This window comes from Tolypothrix tenuis PCC 7101 (genome assembly GCF_963874875.1).
In the GTDB taxonomy this organism is placed as follows: Bacteria; Cyanobacteriota; Cyanobacteriia; order Cyanobacteriales; family Nostocaceae; genus Aulosira; species Aulosira tenue.
The window spans coordinates 5403544-5422740 of sequence record NZ_CAWNJS010000001.1; the positions used below are offsets into that span (position 1 = coordinate 5403544).

12 protein-coding genes are annotated in these 19197 nt (G+C 39.8%); 3 read left to right on the forward strand and 9 right to left on the reverse strand.

Features of this window, described 5'->3' with window-relative positions; translation table 11 throughout:
• Positions 1-75 precede the first annotated feature (75 nt).
• On the reverse strand, positions 76-2493 hold the full coding sequence (locus AACU25_RS21350) for a protein kinase domain-containing protein (protein WP_190445728.1): 2418 nt from the start codon (positions 2491-2493) through the stop codon (positions 76-78).
• 377 nt (positions 2494-2870) lie between these two features.
• Positions 2871-4142: an NB-ARC domain-containing protein gene (locus AACU25_RS21355; RefSeq protein ID WP_096579057.1), complete on the reverse strand. Its 1272-nt coding sequence runs from the start codon at positions 4140-4142 to the stop codon at positions 2871-2873.
• 234 nt (positions 4143-4376) lie between these two features.
• Here AACU25_RS21355 and AACU25_RS21360 point away from each other — a divergent pair, with 234 nt between their 5' ends.
• Positions 4377-4754: a DUF732 domain-containing protein gene (locus AACU25_RS21360; protein ID WP_096579059.1), complete on the forward strand. Its 378-nt coding sequence runs from the start codon at positions 4377-4379 to the stop codon at positions 4752-4754.
• 215 nt (positions 4755-4969) lie between these two features.
• Here the strand turns inward: AACU25_RS21360 and AACU25_RS21365 are convergent, their stop codons facing one another.
• The 5 genes from AACU25_RS21365 to AACU25_RS21385 all read right to left on the reverse strand — a co-directional run bounded on the left by AACU25_RS21365 (position 4970) and on the right by AACU25_RS21385 (position 10739).
• Positions 4970-5182 (reverse strand): hypothetical protein, encoded by a 213-nt coding sequence (locus tag AACU25_RS21365; protein WP_096579061.1) that lies wholly within the window; start codon positions 5180-5182, stop codon positions 4970-4972.
• Positions 5183-5274: 92 nt separating this feature from the next.
• Complete coding sequence (locus AACU25_RS21370) at positions 5275-5925, reverse strand: response regulator (RefSeq protein ID WP_096579063.1); 651 nt, start codon at positions 5923-5925, stop codon at positions 5275-5277.
• Positions 5926-5987: 62 nt separating this feature from the next.
• Positions 5988-6443: a histidine kinase dimerization/phosphoacceptor domain-containing protein gene (locus AACU25_RS21375; RefSeq protein WP_096579065.1), complete on the reverse strand. Its 456-nt coding sequence runs from the start codon at positions 6441-6443 to the stop codon at positions 5988-5990.
• Between the two features lie 329 nt (positions 6444-6772).
• Positions 6773-7711 carry a sensor histidine kinase gene (locus AACU25_RS21380; RefSeq protein ID WP_096579069.1) on the reverse strand — a complete coding sequence of 313 codons (939 nt, stop codon included), beginning with the start codon at positions 7709-7711 and terminating at the stop codon, positions 6773-6775.
• 391 nt (positions 7712-8102) lie between these two features.
• A complete protein-coding gene (locus AACU25_RS21385) occupies positions 8103-10739 on the reverse strand; it encodes a CHAT domain-containing protein (RefSeq protein ID WP_321206668.1) in 2637 nt (878 codons plus the stop codon).
• Positions 10740-10832: 93 nt separating this feature from the next.
• Between AACU25_RS21385 and AACU25_RS21390 the strand changes: the two genes are divergently transcribed.
• On the forward strand, positions 10833-11084 hold the full coding sequence (locus tag AACU25_RS21390; protein ID WP_096579073.1) for a type II toxin-antitoxin system ParD family antitoxin: 252 nt from the start codon (positions 10833-10835) through the stop codon (positions 11082-11084).
• Between the two features lie 2 nt (positions 11085-11086).
• Positions 11087-11392: a type II toxin-antitoxin system RelE/ParE family toxin gene (locus tag AACU25_RS21395; protein ID WP_096579075.1), complete on the forward strand. Its 306-nt coding sequence runs from the start codon at positions 11087-11089 to the stop codon at positions 11390-11392.
• A gap of 55 nt (positions 11393-11447) precedes the next feature.
• On the opposite strand, the gene AACU25_RS21400 is transcribed toward AACU25_RS21395, so the two are convergent.
• Together AACU25_RS21400 and AACU25_RS21405 are read right to left on the reverse strand one after the other, a co-directional pair.
• Entirely contained in the window at positions 11448-15521 is a 4074-nt protein-coding gene (locus tag AACU25_RS21400) for a two-partner secretion domain-containing protein (RefSeq protein ID WP_479688190.1), read from the reverse strand.
• Between the two features lie 260 nt (positions 15522-15781).
• Positions 15782-19186, reverse strand: coding sequence for a two-partner secretion domain-containing protein (locus AACU25_RS21405; protein ID WP_096583928.1), 3405 nt, complete (start codon positions 19184-19186; stop codon positions 15782-15784).
• Positions 19187-19197 lie beyond the last annotated feature (11 nt).

Below are 19197 nucleotides of genomic sequence, written 5' to 3' on the forward strand. Positions count from 1 at the left end.
GCAAAGGTGCAAAGAATCGACTTTCAGCTTTGTCTAAAAGTTTGACTTCATCCTACAAATATGCAACGCTCTTTTTTAATTGGAAGTCCCTTGGTTACATTGTCTCTCTTCATCTCCAAGCAATATAAACTGTTTATTCTTAGGAATTGTACTTGTGTCTGGAGTAACTAATAACCGATTCTTAATTTCTTTGCGATCACCATTACTCAAATCAAAACTAATCTTGTTGATACCATTTTTAGGGTCAAACACATCACTTGTAACATAATTCTGTTGTTCAAGTTTTTGAAAAATAGTCTCTCTATAAAGTGGTTGTTGTAACTGAAAAATAGGAAATAACACTTGCACTGCTTCATACGATAAAGCAGTTAGTCGATTTACTGCACCTCCCCATTTCTTATATGCAGGATTTGTAAAACTTTTATTACCGCAATTAAAATCCCAGTCTGTCGCAAGTACAAATTTTTTTGTCGATAATTTATCTCTATTGGTAATTGCTTCAAACTGAAGGAGAGGATTTGAGCCTATAATTTTTTGTACTGTGTTGAACCTATCTATATTATTCAGCACAGCTATAGCATTTTTATATGCAGTATATTTATTTGTACTACCATCAGGAAACAGAGCAAGTATATTAGAATCGCCGACCTTAGTTGGAATATCAATATCATTTAAATTTCTATCATTTAAATTAATCCCAGAAATTTCAACTTGTAGTTTTGAGCTTACCTTTGACGTAAATTCATTAAATAGCTCCAGACTGTATTTATCATCTTTGTTGTATAAAACAGCTATTTTCGGTCTGTTTAACTTAGAATTATCTATCCATTTTACTAGATGATTAGCCAAAGACTGTGCCTCAATTTTAACAGACGAAGTTGTTCTGAAGAATGCTTGATGGTTACAATCAGTTCGGAGGTTACTACGTGAACTGCTTGGGGAAATTACAACTAGGTTTTGGTCATATTTTTGTAGTGCAGCACAAGTAACATCACTAGTATAGTTACCAATCACAGCAATAATGGAGCGATTTTTAACTGTCATTTTACTTATTTCTTGTGCAACAGATTGGGCTTGCTCTTTAAAGTTGCGATCGTTTGCAATTACTACTTCTAGATTAATTACTTGTTCTTCTATTGCTTTAGTTTGTGCTTGAGCCACACCAAATAAAATTTGTTGTCCTGGAGCAAAAAAATTTTCTTGGTTCTGAGAATTCACATTAGTTATAGGAGCAACAACAGCAATAGTATAGATTGGTTTATTTTTGTTATTTTGCCTTATTTTTGCATTATTTAGGAAAATCTGAACTTCTGGATCTTTACCCCCATTATTTATAATTTCCTCGAATTTATTTACAGCATCTTGATAACCTTCAGTAGAATCTTGTTTAAATGCTTCAATTCCTTCAGCTTTTAACCTTCTATTATCCTCTTTAAGATTTGGATCATCATAAATTGATTTTTCTCCCCAACTAATTAGCTCATCAGCAGGTTTTGTTGGAATAGGAGAGGGCGAGGGTGTTTTAGGAGGGGATGATGGAGTTACACCTACTGGAGCCTGAGGTTGCGTTCTTTGATCAGTAAGGGCAATAAAAAGTAGATAACCTAAAACAGCAACTGTTGCAACTAGACCAATTACAGCGAAAATATCATAGAGCCAAAAATTTAGAGGTAATATAGTTCTGCGTTGCAATTCCCTGTTACGGATTTCCTCTATTCTTTGCAGTATCTCGTTTGTTGATTGAGGGCGGTCTTCAGGGCGTTCTCTTATTAGGTCATTAATCAATTTGATGATACCAGAATAAGGAAATACGGTATCTTTATGCCAAACTTGTAGTTGATTTCCATACTCATGAGGGTGCTTCTTGGTGAGAAGATAAACAAAAGTTCTGCCAAGAGCATAAAAATCTGATTGAAAAACAGGTTTACCATTCTGCACTTCTGAAGGAGTATAACCCCAAACACCGTATACATTGGTTGCTGTAACACCAGGAACATATTTTTTAGCTATACCAAAGTCGATTAGTACTGGTTCTTGTTTCCCTTCGACATTAGATCTCAGCATTATATTAGATGGTTTAATATCCCGATGGATAACACCTTGTTCGTGAATGTAGCTCAATATATTAGTTAATTGTTTCAGTAAATCTAAAGCTAGACTTTTAGCTTCTAGAGATGATTGATTAGAACCAATTTTCCCATTTTCTCTTATCCAATCTTCCAGATTTTTACCATCAATATATTCCATCACGAAACAGGGGAGTTCGCGGCGTTCTGGGTTGGAAATGTTTACAGAAAAACTATCTATACCTCTGGGTAAGGTACGTTCATTCATATTTAATAGTAAATTTTTTTCTTGATTAAATAGTCTATCAAGAGTAGGGTCACGTCTTATCTGAGTTTTTAAAACTCTTCGCTCATTATTAGTTGTATCTTTAATTTTAAATATCTGATAGTTATCATCCCGAGAAAGCTGCCTTAATGGTTCTAGCAAGTGGAAGCGCCCGTTAATTAATAAATTAGTTCCGCAATATTGGCATGAAGAAGCATCTATTAAATTGAGCCGATGCTCCTCGCCTGGACACCAAGGATTTATGCAGTAAATCATAAAATAAAATGACAAACTAAGCTTATTTCAGCTATCATCCTTTAGTTTGCCATAAGAACGCACAAAATAATAATCAAACTTAGATTTAGAACCCCGCACTATTAAAAAATGTGGAATTATAAATATTATTTCAGCTATTAATATTTTATGATAGGATGCTAGATTAACTTTATTATTTACTTTATAAATACTTCTAAGGAATAAAAATCATAGTACTAACTCCCATAACCTGCCATAATTATGCTTGGCAGATGACTAGATTTTTATGTCAGTTGTCGCAGAACAAACTTTCTGACCATTGGTTGCAATGTATAAAAATATTCATTGCTCTCAGACACCTGTACTAATAGTATTAGCGATCGCTGTTTTAGAGTTTCCAAAACTCTTGGAAGTTCTGAACCATGCATTCCATTAGGCAAATTGCTATCTAGTTCGTCGCGAGAAATTGGATCAGATACTTTAGCTAAGTAGCACAAAATCTTTTTTTGGAATGTATTTAAGTCTTTAGTGACCGACGCGAGGATAGTTTCAATTTCCTCTGGTACAACCAGACTTTTGTTATGTATATCAACAAACTTTCGTTCGTTACTATAATGCTCGCGAATCAAACCAGCTACGAGTTTTAGCGCTAAAGGATTTCCATCATATCTATGTACTAGCTCTTTTCTAGCTTGTTCATCAGATGTTAGATTCTTGGGATAGCCAATACCATCACTCAAAAGTTGGCAACCTGCATTTACATCTAATCCTTTAAGCTCATGAGCTTTGACAAAACTTGTGACTGCATCAAGATTATTAGGTTTTTCACGAGTGGTCAATATAATACAACTTTGATGACGTTCCCAGCTTAACTGACGTAAAAAATTACAATAATGTTTGTAGCTGTCCCGGTTATCATTAGCCTGTTCTTCCTTTTCAAATAATTCGTGTTCATTCAAAATTATTAATATCTTTTGGCGTTTTAACTCTTCCAAAAACTTTTTTTCTACATTACTAATTATTTGCTCGCTATTGGGTAATAAGCGATCTAGCAATTCACTGACTAGCTGGTCTTTAGGAGTACTATAAGATATCTGTTGCCAAATTAATTTGTCAAATTTATTTTGTTTTTCTACCTGTTCTGCCAGTTTTACTGCTAACTGAGTTTTACCTATTCCACCAAAACCATAAAGAATAATCCAACGGTAGTGTTCATCTAGTACCCATTTTTCTAATTTTTTCATATCCTCATCACGCCCATAAAAATAAATTTCAGCTGATGGGGCTGAATCCCAATCATATTTCGATGGTTGTGATGGTTGCGAAGAATCAACAATTTCTTCCGAATTTAAACCTAAAAACTCGCAACAGTCCTTAAAGGTTTTATCTCTAATAGGACGCTCTGCATACACAAAACGTTTCCAAGTTTTGTCTGATATATAATAAAGTTCCGATTCTATCCTATTCAAAGTTTCTTTACTTGTACGTTGCAACCCCTTATCTGCAAGAGCTTTCCAAATTTTGCGCTTGCCTTCCTCAGATGCTTTTAAACCCATATATCTTAAATATAAAAGTCTGCGCCCATTATATTATATGACCACAGTTGGCTCGGAAAGTATCTGAATAAGGTTTAAAAACAGACCCAAAGTGACCCATTCTGGATACTCCAAAGTGACCCATTCTGGGGCTTACCTTAAATGGACTACAAGACTTAATATTCTCTCATCGGCGGGAAGCCTATCAGCTTTTAAGTATGTAAATAACTCACATCATTTTTTGGAGGTGTTGCAATGAACAAGCTTCTAGTTATTCCTTTTGTTGCAATTTTTAGTATGGTTTCATCTCTACCAGCTAACGCTCAATATAAGTCCTCATCTAATGATATATTTCTTCAAGCTGTTAACAATAAGTTAATAGATGATGGCAATCCTTTGTCTATGATTCCAAACGATAAGAAAATTGAACATGGCATATCAGTTTGTAGTGCGCTTAATAGCGGTTCAACAGTCAATGAAATTGCTGAGTACATTATCGAGAGTCTTGCAGATAGCAATCTATCACAACGGGATGCAAAATATATCGCATCCTATATCGCAACTATAACTGGTGGGGGTGTGGCTTTTTATTGTCCGCAATATAGACAACAGATTTTAACACCAGACTCATAAAAGCTCTATAGCAATTTGTGATACTGCTTAAATATATACAGATCCCATTTGATTTGTAAGAATTGAAAGCGTCAGATACCTGACTCCTTTAAAAAGTCGAGTATCTGATTTTTCACAACTAATTAGCCAATCACAAATCGCTACTGCCTTATCTAAGGTTTTAACTGGGAGATGGAAATTTGTGCGGAGGTTCCCTCTGTTGAAAGAACTAGCCTTCAAAAGCCCAAAAAGTTTTCGCATAACCCAGCATAAAAATCTGTCTTTTCAATGCCCAATGCCCAATGCCCAATGCCCCATGCCCATATTGTTAAATTATGCTGCCACCTTTCAATAGCAGCATCTACCTTATCTGCATACATCCTTAAGGTAGATTTACTCGCAATGGTTAAGAATGATTTAATTGACTTGAGTCTTTCACTTCTATTCATAAGGTTTGGTAATTAGCCAAACCTTTTCCCTGAATATACCAGTACTCAGTCACTAATCGCAAATATTTTTGAATAGTTTTAATAGAAAATTCTTATAAGCCAGGTGAACAAACAGAATTGGCATAAATCGCTAGTTGAGCGCGATTCTTAATATTTAGACGATTAAAAATGCTATTAATATGGGTTTTGACTGTACTTTCTGAAATAAATAGCTGTTGAGCGATTTCTTGATTAGTTGCACCAACTGCAACTAACTTCGCTACATCTAATTCTCTTGGCGTTAATGAAGCTAATGCTGGGTGAACAGGTTGAGGTGGCGTTGGTTGGGCTTGTTTTTGCATAATCACTCTCTCTAAAAGCCCAGGTGCGAGTTGTGCATATCCGCGATGAACGCTGCGAATCGCGTTAACAAGTTCTTCTGAAGGCATATCTTTTAAAAGATAACCTTTTGCACCAGAGCGAATGGCTTCATTCACATCATGGTCATCATCGTAAGTACTTAAAACTAAAACTTTGACTTGAGGAAATTTTTCACAGATGATGCGGGTAGCAGTAGCACCATTCATCACTGGCATTCGCACATCCATTAATACAACATCTGGTTGTAATTTTTCAACTTGTGCAATTGCCTCTTCTCCATTTTCTGCCATACCCACAATTTCTAAGTCTGATTCTAAACTCAGCATTGCTTTCAGACCTTGGCGAACTAAACTTTGGTCATCTACAAGTAATAAGCGAATCATCATAATTTTGGATTTTGGGTTTTAAGATTGTAGAGACCAATTACAAAAGTTAAATATTTTTGTTATTGGTCATGGTTAATTTTCTTTTTTTCTGAGACTAAAAGCCTGATATTGGGCAGTATATCAGATTTTTCATAGGTGGGTTGAATAAAGTAAGTCCAACAATTTTGGATGTTTTGGCTTGGGTTTGACTCTAAGCAAACTACAGTATTTACTGTATCCATGCTTCTGACAATTTGTCGGACTTCTCGCATCAATTCTCCACTTAATTGGTAAGCTTCAGTCAGCGATTCTTGTGCTTCTATTGGCTTGACTGCCCATAATTTCTGCGCTGCTTGCAGTTGGATATTTAAAGCCATCATCGACTGACCTAAGCCTTTATACAAATTAATTAATTCATAATTCTTATCTTTAATTAAAACTAATTGTTGAGATTTCTCTCGATATATTGATAGTGCGTTTACTAATTGGCAAACTAGTATCAAGCACCCTAGGGTCAACAACAGAACAGGAATCATATATTTGGCACTTTGGTTGACAAAAGGTTATATGCATTATTAAAACCTGATTTTAATTATTTGACTATCTGTTGTTGAGTTTTTCCTACTTTAGTTGAGAGTCAATCGCTGGTATAGATAAAAAGTATGAGGTTATCTGTGGGAGTCAGACCAAAGTTGTAGGTTGGTAATTGGTAATTGGTCATTGGTAATTGGTAATTAGTAATTGGTCATTGGTAATTGGTAATTGGTAATTGGTAATTGGTGTTTGGGGTTTGCCATTAATTATTTCTCCCCTGCTCCCTGCTCCCTGCTCCCTTACCTCATCCCCAATCCCCAGTCCCCAATCCCTAACCCCTATCATCTAGCCATTCATGTAAATTCAGAGGTTGCCATTCACCAATTGTTACTTGCTGGTATTGGAGTATTGGCTTGGGTTCTTGGGGAATGGATATTTCCGGGATTAGTGATATGTTTGATATTTCTTGTATTTGAGGTATTTGAGGTATTTCGGGTATTTCATCTAATTGATGAGGCATTTGTGGGAGTTGTGGTAGTTCCCGAATTGCACCTAAATTATTAGTTATGTCGTGGATATTATATATTTGCATAGGGATTTCAACAGTTATGCAACAACCTGCCCCAGGCTGCGATACTAATTGAAAATGTCCTTGTAAAACGGCGATGCGTTCTTGCATTCCCCGCAATCCATAACCATTGGCTACTTTTTGGGCATCAAATCCCCGGCCGTTATCTTGAATGGTTAAATATACTCCATTTGCTGTTGTGGAAAGATGAATTTGTACTGCCGTTGCTTGGGCATATTTACGAATATTGTTGAGTGCTTCTTGGATAATGCGATAAAGGGGAGCAGTAAACTGAGGTAATAAGGCGATCGCTAAATTCATCTCAACTTCCGGTACAATCCCAGTAGTTTGATGAAAATCGCGTACTAACGATTCAATCAGGGTTTCGAGAGATTTGCCAGCCAGAGGATCGCTGCGTAAAGCTTTCACAGATTGGCGAACTTCTTGAGTTGCGATCGCCACTAATTTATGTGCTTCATCCAGAAACTCTTGGGCTTGATTGGGATCGGGTTTGCAAAGTTTACTGGCTGTTTGTAGTTGAATGTTCAGCGCTGTGAGGGCGTGTCCGAGAGAATCATGCAACTCTCGCGCAATACGGTTGCGTTCTTGCGCGGCTGAAAGATTAGCAAATTCCAAGACGCACTGCCACAACTGCTGATGCATCTGACTGAGTTGTTCCGGTGTATACAAATCTTCTAGCAAGGTAATCCCTCCGTAACTTTCAGCTAATTCCTTATAGTTCTAGGTGGGGGAGACTTATGCAATATTGGGCATGGGGCATGGGGCATGGGGCATGGGGCATTGGTAATTGGTAATTGGTAATTTATTCTCCCCCTGCTCCCTGCTTCCCCTGCTTCCTCTGCCCCCCTGCGTCCTTATTCGGGAATATTAGCCTGTAATGTTAATGTATCGACTTACATTGCGATTGTATCGCGTAACATTGTTAATGCATCGATTTACATAGCAATTGTATAGGGTCACATTGTTAATGTATCGATTTACATTGTGATTGTATGGGGTCACATTGTTAATGTATCGACATACATTGCGATTGTATGGGGTCACATTGTTAATGTACGCGATGCAATGACGATTAAGTCCAATTTCCTAGCAATACAAAGGCTCCCCAGTAATATGGTGATTGATAGTCTGGGTTCTTTAAAATGGCAACTTGAGCAAGTCGCAGGGCTTCGGCTTTGGAGATACCTGTTTCCTTGGCTTTGACTAGTTGATCGTAAAAGTTGCTCATGAGTTTGGCTGTGGCTTCATCGTCAACGCGCCAGAGTGTTGCTACTGTACTCCTTGCGCCGGAACGCACTGCTACACCTGCTAATCCTAGGGCGGAACGATCATCACCGGCTGCGGTTTCGCAAGCGCTGAGTACTAGGAGTTCCAGGGAGTTGCTGCGGGATACTTCGACTGTTTTTAATACGCCACTGAGTTCGTTAACTTTGATTTTGCCGTCCCAGGTGAGAATAAAGGTTTCATCGGCTTGGGAGCTAAATTGCCCGTGGGTTGCTAAATGGACAATGGGGAAAGAAACAGCAGCAATTTGAGATTGAAAGGCGGAACTAGTAAATTTTTGGTTAATTAGAACTTCAGCAGGTAGTTCTGATTTGATTTTTTTGACTTCTTGCTCAACATTGGGTAGGGCTTCAAATCCCGAACGCGCTTCACTCAGTCCACCTACTAAGGCTCCCAAGCGTTCTTGTTTTAGCGATCGCGGTGCTAATAATTGTAATCCTGGTGTGAGCGCTATGCTGTATTTCTCTACAAGATACTGTTTACCATCATGCAACGCTGCTATGGGGATGTTCCGCAAAACCCCATCTAGGACAAATACCAATGTCTCTACTTGACTTGCAGCTAAGTCCTCTGCTTCTGGGCGAACTACTAAATCATACATTTTTTGCAGTTGCGGCAGTGTCAAGTCAAGTACTGTATCTTGGTTCAAGCTTTTGCGGAGACGAGATGTTCGCTTCTCAATTTCGTCACGGCTGATAGGAGTTTTATAGTAGCGAAAATCGCGGCTATCTTTGATTTCGGCTTTGTTCTGAGAATTGGGTAAGCTGGCAATAATCGCGAGTTGATTTTCTAAGATAATCGGGTAAATGACTGCGGCTTTTCTATCAACTTGATCTATCTGTGCAGGGTTGCCATTCAGACAAGCTTCACGGAAAAAGTTATCGAGTTCGACTAATTGCAATCCTTCAATGACATCTCGCGCCGTCTTTAAATTATCTTTTTGATTGGATTCTATAAGTAAGGCGACGAGTTGACGGTGAATAGGTTCAACGGCTTCGCGGAAGGAAAATTGCACATCAGGGTTAGCAGCGGCTAAGTCTGCACGCAGAGATTTAATTGTACCCACAGCTTCTTTATAAGCTGCGATCGCACTTTCTGTTTTCCCTTGAGCTTTCAACACTCTACCTAATTGCCATTGCCAACGGTAGGCGATATCTCCAGCGTTAATTTGTTGCCCTAATTGCACTGCTTGTTGAGTTAATTTTTCTGCATCTGCCCACTGTTGTGTTTGTTCGTAAACGTGACCTAAGCTACCTATGGCATCAGCTTGTATCCGTACATCTCCTAAATCTTTGGCTTGTTGCACCGCTATTGCCAAAAGTTTAGCGACTTCTTGCCAGTCAATCTGCTCAACCGCTTGCTTTTGCAGTTGTATCATTGTTTGCGCCAAATTTACCCGTGAGGCGATCGCACTCCGGCTAGCAGGTAGGGCTGCAACTTGTTGTTGTACCTGTGGAAGCAAAGCTTTGGCTGCATCTAGCTGATTAGTCTCCACCAGCAAACTGAGTTGATTAACTTGCGCTTGCACCTTTAAATCTGGTATTCCAGATGCAGCGGCTTGTTGGTAGTAATCGATTGCAGTCTGGGGATCAATCTCAGCCTTATTAGCTTTATTCAAGCTGATTTGCGCGCGAGTGAGATTACCGAGGCTGATTTGGTTGAGAGTAACGATTTCAGGTAACTTTAATTGCTGTGCGATCGCTAAACTGCGTGACAAAATTAAATTAGCTGGCGCAAAATTCCCCACAACCCGCAACGATTCACCCAAAGTTCTTAACGCCGTTGCTGTTTCTGGTGTTGCAGCCACTTTTTCTATCGCTGGCTTGAGTTGTTCAAGATTATTATTAGAAATCTGCGGTAACTTTAACGCCGTTTCCAGTAGAGAAATTGCTTTTTTATAAAGACCTAAATTCTGAAAAGCCTGTGCTTGATTAACTTGACTTGTCAGCACCTTACTTGGTTTCTGCAACTGATTATATAAAGATGTTGCACCTTCCCAAGATTTCAAAGCCGCTTCTGCTTGACCGCGTACTAATTGTAACCCACCTTGAATATCTAAAGCTTGAGCCAAAGCCAATGATTTCTCAGCTTTTGTCTCTTTAATAGTATTTAAAATAGCAACACTTCCTGTAATTGCCCGGTTCGCATCATCCCACTGTCCCAACTGTTGATAACACAGTGATAGATTACTCAAACTCAACGCTTGATGAATCGGATCTTTAGCAGCTTGATAACCTTTAGCTGCTTGTTGAAATAACTGCGCCGCCTCTGCAAATTGCCCTTTAGCGTAGGAATTGCGCGCCTGCTGTTCCACCGATAAACTAGGAACTTGAGCAATATTGGTCACTTGCGCTAACCCTGGCGATGTCATGGATAATAAAAGTGCGATCGCCATCAACACCACAAACCTTTTAATCTTCCTCATACTCCTCTCTGCGCCTCTGCGCCTCTGCGTGAGATAAAAACATGAAATCAGTTTTGATAAAATTGACATTGTAGTTATATTTCCTATTGAAATATGAACGTTAACTTAAAACCAGAATACGAACAGTTTATTCAAGCGCAAATTGCTAGTGGACAATTTAATAGTATTGATGAAGTCATGAACGAAGCCATTAAGTTGTTAGAAATACAAGTTAATAGACTAGAAAAATTACGCCATAAAATAGCATTAGGAACCGAACAAATTGCCAACGGACAAGTAACAGATGGTGAAATAGTATTTGCGAGATTGCAAGAAAAGATTCGCGTTATTACTGAGGAATCTTAAGAATGGGTAATTATTCATTTTCAGATGAGGCTATTCAAGATTTAGAAGAAATTTGTGAATATATTGCTCGCAATAACCCTAAAGCTGCTAGCAAGATTTTTGATCAGATTCGTCAAAAATGTAAATTAGTTGCTGAGTTCCCCAATATGGGAAAAAGTTACGCAAGGCTTGCACCTAATTTACGAGGTATTGTTTTTCAAGACTACTTGATATTTTATTACCCAAGAGAAGATGGAATTGATATTGTTCATGTAGTTAGTGGTTATCAAGATTTAGAATCGTTATTTTCTGATTCAGATGATGAATAAAGTAAGGAACACCGAAAAAATCTTTGTTGAACTGCAAGTCTGCGGATTTTGTTGATTAAGATTTGGGACACATAGCAGAACTACTCGTAGCAGCAGGTGTTGCTGTTGGCACTTCGGCAACCAACATAATCTTACCGTCAGCAGTTTTCACCAACCCTTGCGCCTCAACAATTTGTGAAGAATTCCCTGCATCTACTTGCATCTGTGCATCAGTCTCGACAATTGGCTGCTTAGTATCAGCGTTTTCCCCATCCAAACTAGCTAAAGGGCTGAGGCTAGTTGTACCTGTTAATGGTTCAAAGGAATTGGGCGGTAAACTACCTCGTCCAGTGATGACAAAGCTACCCAAGGGTTTTGCATTTGGGCCTCTAGGACAAGTTTGAGCAAATTGTGTAGTTGCATTAACTAATCCAGAAGGTAGTTCTAGCAGCTTTTGTGGAGGTTGGACTTGTGGTTGAGTGAAGATGATTTCTCCCTGTACACCTAATTCAGAGCTAGCGGTGATATCACTTTGATTTGTTTGTTGGGGACGGGCTGCAATACCAAAGATAGCCTGAGTGGTGATGTTGACATTACCACCTTTACCTGTAAAAGCATTAGCTGAAATGTCGCTGTTTTCATTGGGTACAGCGATAATGAAGGGTGAATTGATAAAGATGTTACCCCCATTACCAGCACTTTGATTTAAACCAGCTGTTGCCGAAATCGTACTATTACGTAGCAGTAGCAGGAGATCAGTATTGAGAGTAATGTTACCGCCATCGACAGCGTTAGACTCGGCATTAATCTTACCGCGATCACTAAGTGTGAAGCGTGGTGTATCTACACTGATATTACCTGCTTCGCCTGTGCCTAGACTGCGAACTGACAGAGAACTTGGGAGACGGCTATCATTAGAAATGCCTGCGATTTCCACCGAATCGAAAGCATGAATATTTATATTGCCGCCTCTCCCCGTGCTATCAATTCCTGTGCTAGCAGAAATAACACCACCATTACGGATGCTCAAGTGTTTAGTACTAAGAGTTAAATCTCCTGCATTACCAGAACCAGCTGTTGATGTGAAGATTCCATCTGCAAAATCCTGATCTGCGGGATTAGCGATAATTTCTACTGAGTCTGTAGCGTTAATATCTATATCACCGCCTCGACCCGATCCACCTGTAGACGCATTAATATATGCTCCATTACGGATGCTCAAATGGCGAGTGTCAATGGTTAAGCGTCCGGCATTACTAGCACCAGTCGTAAATGTACTTAAAAGGCTGTTAGATGAGTCATCTGGCGATGTACCAACAACTTCAACTGAATCAGAAGCTTTAATAGTTAAATCTCCTGCCTCTCCATTACCAAGAGTTCGAGAAGCAACTTCAGCACCATTACTAACAACCAAGCGATTAGTAGTAATGCTCAAATTACCACCTTTGCCATTGGCTCCTTTGGCCACTGAAGAAAACAACCCACTTACGAAACCTGTAATTTCAATTTTCTCAGATTGTACTGTTAAGTTACCTGCATTCCCATTTCCTTGAGTTGCAGATGATATCTCTGCTCCATCTTCTACATTTAATCTTTGAGCGCTGATGCTGATATTACCAGCATTACCTTTAGCTTCATCATCAACTTGAGTTCCAATACTGCTACGTTGACCGCGTAAACTAACTTGAGTAGCACGAATAGCAATATTTCCAGCATTACCTTGATTGAATGTCGATGTAGAGATTTTTCCACCATCGTTTATGTTCAAACGTCCTGTTTCAATATTGATACTGCCACCTGAACCTATTGCTCCGGTTTGTAACTCAGCAAATAGACCTGATGGGGCAGGAGAACCATTAAGTCGTTTTGGCCCGACACCAGTAATATCAATTGATTCAATGGCACGAATGGCTAAATTTCCGCCTTGTCCCGATCCTACCGCCACTGATGTATTTATTTCTGCGCCATTACTCAACCGCAAACGTTCTGTATCAATGGTAATTATGCCACCCTGCACATTTATATCACTGCCAAGAACTTGTGAACGTATCCCAGTTAAACCAAATATTTCCGGCTGTAACTGGACTAGATTATACAAATTACCAAATGGTAACTGCGATTTTGGCGATAAAGGTTGATTAGGAACTATAACAAACCCATCTAATTCCACATCTTTAGCACGGATGGTAATGTTTCCAGCGTTGCCTTGACTTTGAAGTGATGAAGTCGATATCTCAGCCCCTTGGCTTAGGGTTAATCGAGGTGTTTCAATGGTGACGTTGCCCCCATTTCCCGTTGCTCCAAAACCCATCATACTTGACACGCCACTCAGGATAAAATCTGGTGATGAGACTGAGACACCACGTATATCTACAGACTCACTGGCTCGAATAACAATATTGCCTCCATTGTTAGTACTTTTATTAATAAAAGTGCTTGTAGTTAAATGTCCACCATCTCTAAGATTTACTCGCGGTGTCTCAACAGTAATATCCCCAGCTTGTCCAGCACCGCTACCTAAAACTCCTACTGCAATCACACCCTTAACCACCTCAACTGCATCACGTGCTTGTATCGACACTGAACCAATCCTGCCAGAGCCAGTAGTAATCCCACCTACTCCACCCAAATTTCCTGTATTTTGAATGCGGAAAGTGCCTGTTTCAATGTGCAAGTTACCCGTTGATCCTGAGCCTTTACTAGAAAGCCATAATTTTCCCGTATCGGTAACATTAACAGTATTTCCTGCTCGCACTAATAAGTTCCCTGTATTGCCTGAACTATCAGAGAACATCAAGGCCGAACCACCATTAGTAACATTAACGGTATTTCCTGCTTGCACCGTTAAGTTCCCTCCATTGCCAACACCATCAGTTTGAACAGAGATAGAACTACCATTGGTAATATTAACGGTATTTCCTGCCTGTACTGTTAAGTTCCCTCCATTGCCTGCACCACCAGTTGCCACAAAGACAGAACCACCATTAATACCTATTAACTCTGTAGCATCCAGAGTTAGGTTTCCGCCATTACCTTGCCCAAGATTAAGTGTACTAATGATACTTGCATTTCTTGTTGTTTCGTCTCTAGTAATCTCAATGTTTTTGGCACTAATATTAATATCACCGCCATTTCCTGTAGCCTCGCCAATGGTACCAGAAAAAAGCCTGCTGCCATTGGCGAGGCTGACTGTATCGCTAGCTTGAATTTGAATATTACCTGCCTTGCTTGAACTGTCTGTACTAGTAAAGATATTAGAACTGTTATCTAGATCAACCTGGTTTGCATTAATAAAAATTGAACTGCCATTTATACCAAAGATACGTGAACCGTTTAACCCTATCTGTCCTCCAACTAACTCAATAGCACTATCTCCAAGCGTAGCAATAAGGGCCCCATTAGTTAATTTGATAGGAGCGCGTATTGCATTGTCTGGTAAGCTAAAGCCCAACGAGGAGTTATCAAAATTCAGTCCAACAGTTGTATCTCCGCCTACGGCTCCTAATTTAATTTGTGAATCTAAGGCAAACAACAAAGTATTATCCAATTTAATTTCGCCACCAATTAGAGCCAAGGTACTACCAGAATCAATACCCAACCCATCAACAGCTTGACTAGTAATGCTTTTTGGTTGAGAGCCGAATTGCAAACCGATTGGTACATTAATAGCCAATAATGGTGGCGCTTGGGGATTTGTGGCGCTAAACTCTACCCCGTTGGGAAATAGCAAGCTATTTGCTGTGGTTCCTAAAAACGAGCCTCGAATATCTAACTGGGCATTCTTCCCAAACAAAATGCCGTTAGGATTGATGAGAAACAAATTGGCAGTACCATTAACTCCCAAGGTGCCGAGAATATTTGAAGCTTGTCCACCCGTCACCCTTGTGAGAATATTTTGTACGCCAGCAGGGTTGCCAAAATACACTCTTTGCCCATCATTAATATTAAACTCGCTAAAACTGTGAAACAGATTGCTTCCACGTATAGCGCCACCGTCAATTTTGTCTGCGTTTGCACCATTAATTAAAACATTGGGTGTGACGCGAGAACTTTCTGCCCCTAAAGTATTATCAGGATTGATTTGGCTGTAGGCTGGGGCGCAGCTGAATAAGATGAGGCTGCATAATATAAGCTTTGGTTGCAGACTGATTGTTGCCAATATTCGCCAAAAGCCCTCATGAAAAGAAGTGCGATCGCATTTAGATTGCTTGATTCCACGTTGTTTCACTAGCAACTTATGATCACAATTACGTTGGAGCCAGTTATGTATCTGATTCATCGCTGATTAATAGCGTTATAGGTTGCATTGCACTTACACCTAAGTATTTCTGGGTAGGTGTAACTTATGCAGTAGTCGCAGTAATTTGCAGAATATTTTTAGTTTGTGCGATCGCACAGCAGACGCTACGATTAAGATCCTGGACACACAGCAGAACTACTCGTAGCCGCAGGTGTTGCTGTTGGCGCTTCAGCAACCAGCATAATTTTACCGTCAGCAGTTTTCACGAAACCTTGCGCCTCAACAATTCGCGAAGTTTTCGGCAGATTCGCCGTTGGGGATGCATTCGATATATTGCTGACACTTTCCCCATCTAAACTAGCTAAAGGACTGAGGCTAGTTGTACCTGTCAATGGTTCCAAGGCATTTGGTGGTAAACTACCGCGTCCAGTAATAACAAAGCTACCCAAGGGTTTAGCATTGTGTCCATTGGGGCAAATTTGGGCAAATTTTGTACTAGCGTCAACTAATCCTGTAGGTAATTCGATGAGTTTTTGTGGCGGTTGGACTTGTGGTTGAGTGAAGATGATTTGTCCCTGTATGCCTAAGTCTGAACTTGCAGTGATATCACTTTGATTTGTTAGTTGCGGACGAGGTTCAATCCCAAAGATAGCCTGAGTGCTGAGGCTAACATTACCACCTTTACCAGTGAAGGCATTAGCGCTAATATCGCTGTTCTCGTTGGGTATAGCAGCGATAAAGGGTGAATTAATACTGATATTACCGCCATCGCCGCCAGCTTTTGCCCTGCCTGCAGTGGTGGAAATTAAACCGCCACGGCGCAACAGTAATAAATCACCGATTTCGAGGATGATGTCTCCACCATTACCTGCATTTGTCAAAGATGCGATCGCACTTCCTTGACCATTAATTTCTAGAAAATTAGCATTAACTTTAATATTTCCAGCTTCACCTGTACCTATACTGCCGGAGGTAATTTCAGCGCTGTCACGTATATTAAGATTATTGGTAGTAATATCTATATCACCACCTTTACCATTAGCCCTTTCCTGAACTGATGATGTGATACCAGTTAATAACTCACTGTTTGAACCAGTCAGGATAATCCTATCAGCTTTGATCGTTAAATTCCCTCCATCTCCATTGCCAAAAGTTGCCGATGATATCTCCGATTCTTCTTTTACATTTAATAGTTGAGTTTTGATGTTGATATTGCCTGCATTACCTGTAGCTTTGCTGTTAACTCCAGTTACAATTCTGCTATTTCCACCTAAATCAATTTGACTAGCATTAATCGTCACATTTCCCCCATTACCTTGATTGAATGTGCCGGCAGAAATTTCTCCTTGATTGCTGAGGTTTAAGCGTCCTGTTGTCACATCAATACTTCCCCCAAAACCAATTCCTCCCGTTTGCAATTCAGCAAATAAACCTGATGGTTGAAATGAACCATCTAGTCGTTCTGATCCAACCCCAGAAATATCAATAGAATCAGTGGCACGAACCACCAAATTACCTCCTTGTCCCCGTCCCCCTGCAAATACTGAGGTTGATATATTTCCACCGTTACTCAAGCGCAAGCGTTCTGTATCAACATTTATTGTGCCGCCCTGGACATCGGCATTACTTTTAATCACATCCGAAGTTATGTCACTTGTATAAAAAAAACCCCCGAACCGGGACAGAATTTCTTGTGCTAAAGGATCGGACAAAATTTTTTCCGCAGCAGAGTTATTTAGTAGGAACTGTTCCTTGGGTACGAAAACAAATCCATCTATTTCTACATCTTGGGCACGGATGGTAATATTCCCAGCATTACCGCTGCTATTAGTGGATGTAGTGCTTACTCCTCCTCCTTGAGTTAAAGAGAGTCGAGGTGTTTCAATCGTTACATTACCGCTATTTCCTGAGCCAATAATTGTACGGCTGAATACTCCGCTAGAGACTCCACTAATGTCTGCATAGTCACTAGCTTTAATAAAAATGTTAGATGCATTTGCACTGCTAGCAGTATCGGTACTTATATAACCCCCATCTTTGAGATTGACTCGCTGGGTTTCAATGGTGATATCTCCTGCTGTTGCTGAAGTTTGACTTCCCAGTGGTAAAACCACTTGAGTTGTAATACTGCTTTGCGTCACCTCAACTGCATTCCGAGCCTGAATCGAAATAGAACCGACACTTCCACTACCAGATGCAAGTGCTGTCACTCCCCTTCCAGATAAATTGTTTTGCAGGCGCAAAGTATCGGTTTCAATTCGCAGGTTACCTGTTGAACCTGAACTAAAGTTGCTGATTCCTAAAGTAGCTTGGTTAGTTATATTAACAGCATCTGTAGCTCGTACAGTTAAGTTTCCTCCGTTACCTATACCATTAGTGCTAACTAAGATAAAACCACCATCAACGTTCAGCGAATTTTTCGCATTGAATGTGAGATTTCCCCCATTACCTTTACCCGTGCTTAATGTAGAGATACCACTGCTATTTGTAAGTGTTCCATCTCCGATAATGGAGATTTTCTGGGCATTGATAGTAACATCACCACCCGCACCTGTAGCGTTTGCATTGCTGTTGGCAAAAATTCGACTGCTGTTTGTGAGAGTTACTGCATCGCTGGCTTGAATTTGAATATCACCACCCTTAGTTACACCATTAGTAGCACTTATAATTCGAGCACCGTTGTCTAAATTCAATTGAGTCGCATCAACAATAATTGCGCCGCCATTGTTACTAAATAGATATGAACTGTTGCCGTTGAGAGCAATTTTTCCACCCAATAGCTCAATTCCACTATTTGCACCTGTAGCGGCAATTCTTCCATTTGTGAAGTTAATGGATGCCCTGGTAAAATTTTCTGGTAAGTTAAAACCTAATGAAGAGCCATTAACATTCAATCCAACGGTTGTATCTCCACCAACTGCGCCCAATTTTACTTGTCCATTTGCGCCAAACAAAAAACTTCCATCTAAGGCAATTTCACCACCCATAAATGCTAGAGTGCTACCAGTGCCAACATAGAACGGATTAACAGCTTGGCTAATAATACTTGCAGGTTGAGAGCCAAACTGTAAACCGATTGGGACATTGATAGTTAATAACGGCGGTGATTGGGGATTAGTGGCGCTAAACTCAACTCCATTGGGAAAGACTAAGCTATTGGCTGTAGTTGCTGTAAAGGCTCCCCGAATATCTAACAGGGCATTCTTACCAAATACAATGCCATTGGGATTAATTAAAAATAAGTTGGCATTACCATCTACTCCCAATGTGCCGAGAATATTTGAAGCTTGTCCACCTGTCACCCGCGTGAGAATATTTTGCACTCCGCTAGGGTTGCCAAAATACACTCTTTGCCCATCATTAATATTAAACTGAGTAAAACTATGAAAAAGATTGCTGCCACGTACAGCGCCACCGTCAATTCGGTCTGCATTTGCACCATTAATTAAAACATTGGGTGTAATACGAGAACTTTCTGCCCCTAAAGTATTATCGGGGTTGATTTGGCTGTAGGCTGGGGTGCTACTCAGCAGAATGAGGCTGCATAATATGAGCTTTGGTTGCACAATGACCATTGTGAAGATTC

Bases quoted from the DNA above. Each gene is read 5' to 3' on its own strand.
- AACU25_RS21385 (WP_321206668.1), bottom strand. From the start codon at position 10,739: ATGAGGAAGATTAAAAGGTTTGTGGTGTTGATGGCGATCGCACTTTTA.
- AACU25_RS21405 (WP_096583928.1), bottom strand. From the start codon at position 19,186: ATGGTCATTGTGCAACCAAAGCTCATATTATGCAGCCTCATTCTGCTG.
- AACU25_RS21375 (WP_096579065.1), bottom strand. From the start codon at position 6,443: ATGATTCCTGTTCTGTTGTTGACCCTAGGGTGCTTGATACTAGTTTGC.
- AACU25_RS21365 (WP_096579061.1), bottom strand. From the start codon at position 5,182: ATGAATAGAAGTGAAAGACTCAAGTCAATTAAATCATTCTTAACCATT.
- AACU25_RS21355 (WP_096579057.1), bottom strand. From the start codon at position 4,142: ATGGGTTTAAAAGCATCTGAGGAAGGCAAGCGCAAAATTTGGAAAGCT.
- AACU25_RS21370 (WP_096579063.1), bottom strand. From the start codon at position 5,925: ATGATTCGCTTATTACTTGTAGATGACCAAAGTTTAGTTCGCCAAGGT.
- AACU25_RS21360 (WP_096579059.1), top strand. From the start codon at position 4,377: ATGAACAAGCTTCTAGTTATTCCTTTTGTTGCAATTTTTAGTATGGTT.
- AACU25_RS21390 (WP_096579073.1), top strand. From the start codon at position 10,833: ATGAACGTTAACTTAAAACCAGAATACGAACAGTTTATTCAAGCGCAA.
- AACU25_RS21395 (WP_096579075.1), top strand. From the start codon at position 11,087: ATGGGTAATTATTCATTTTCAGATGAGGCTATTCAAGATTTAGAAGAA.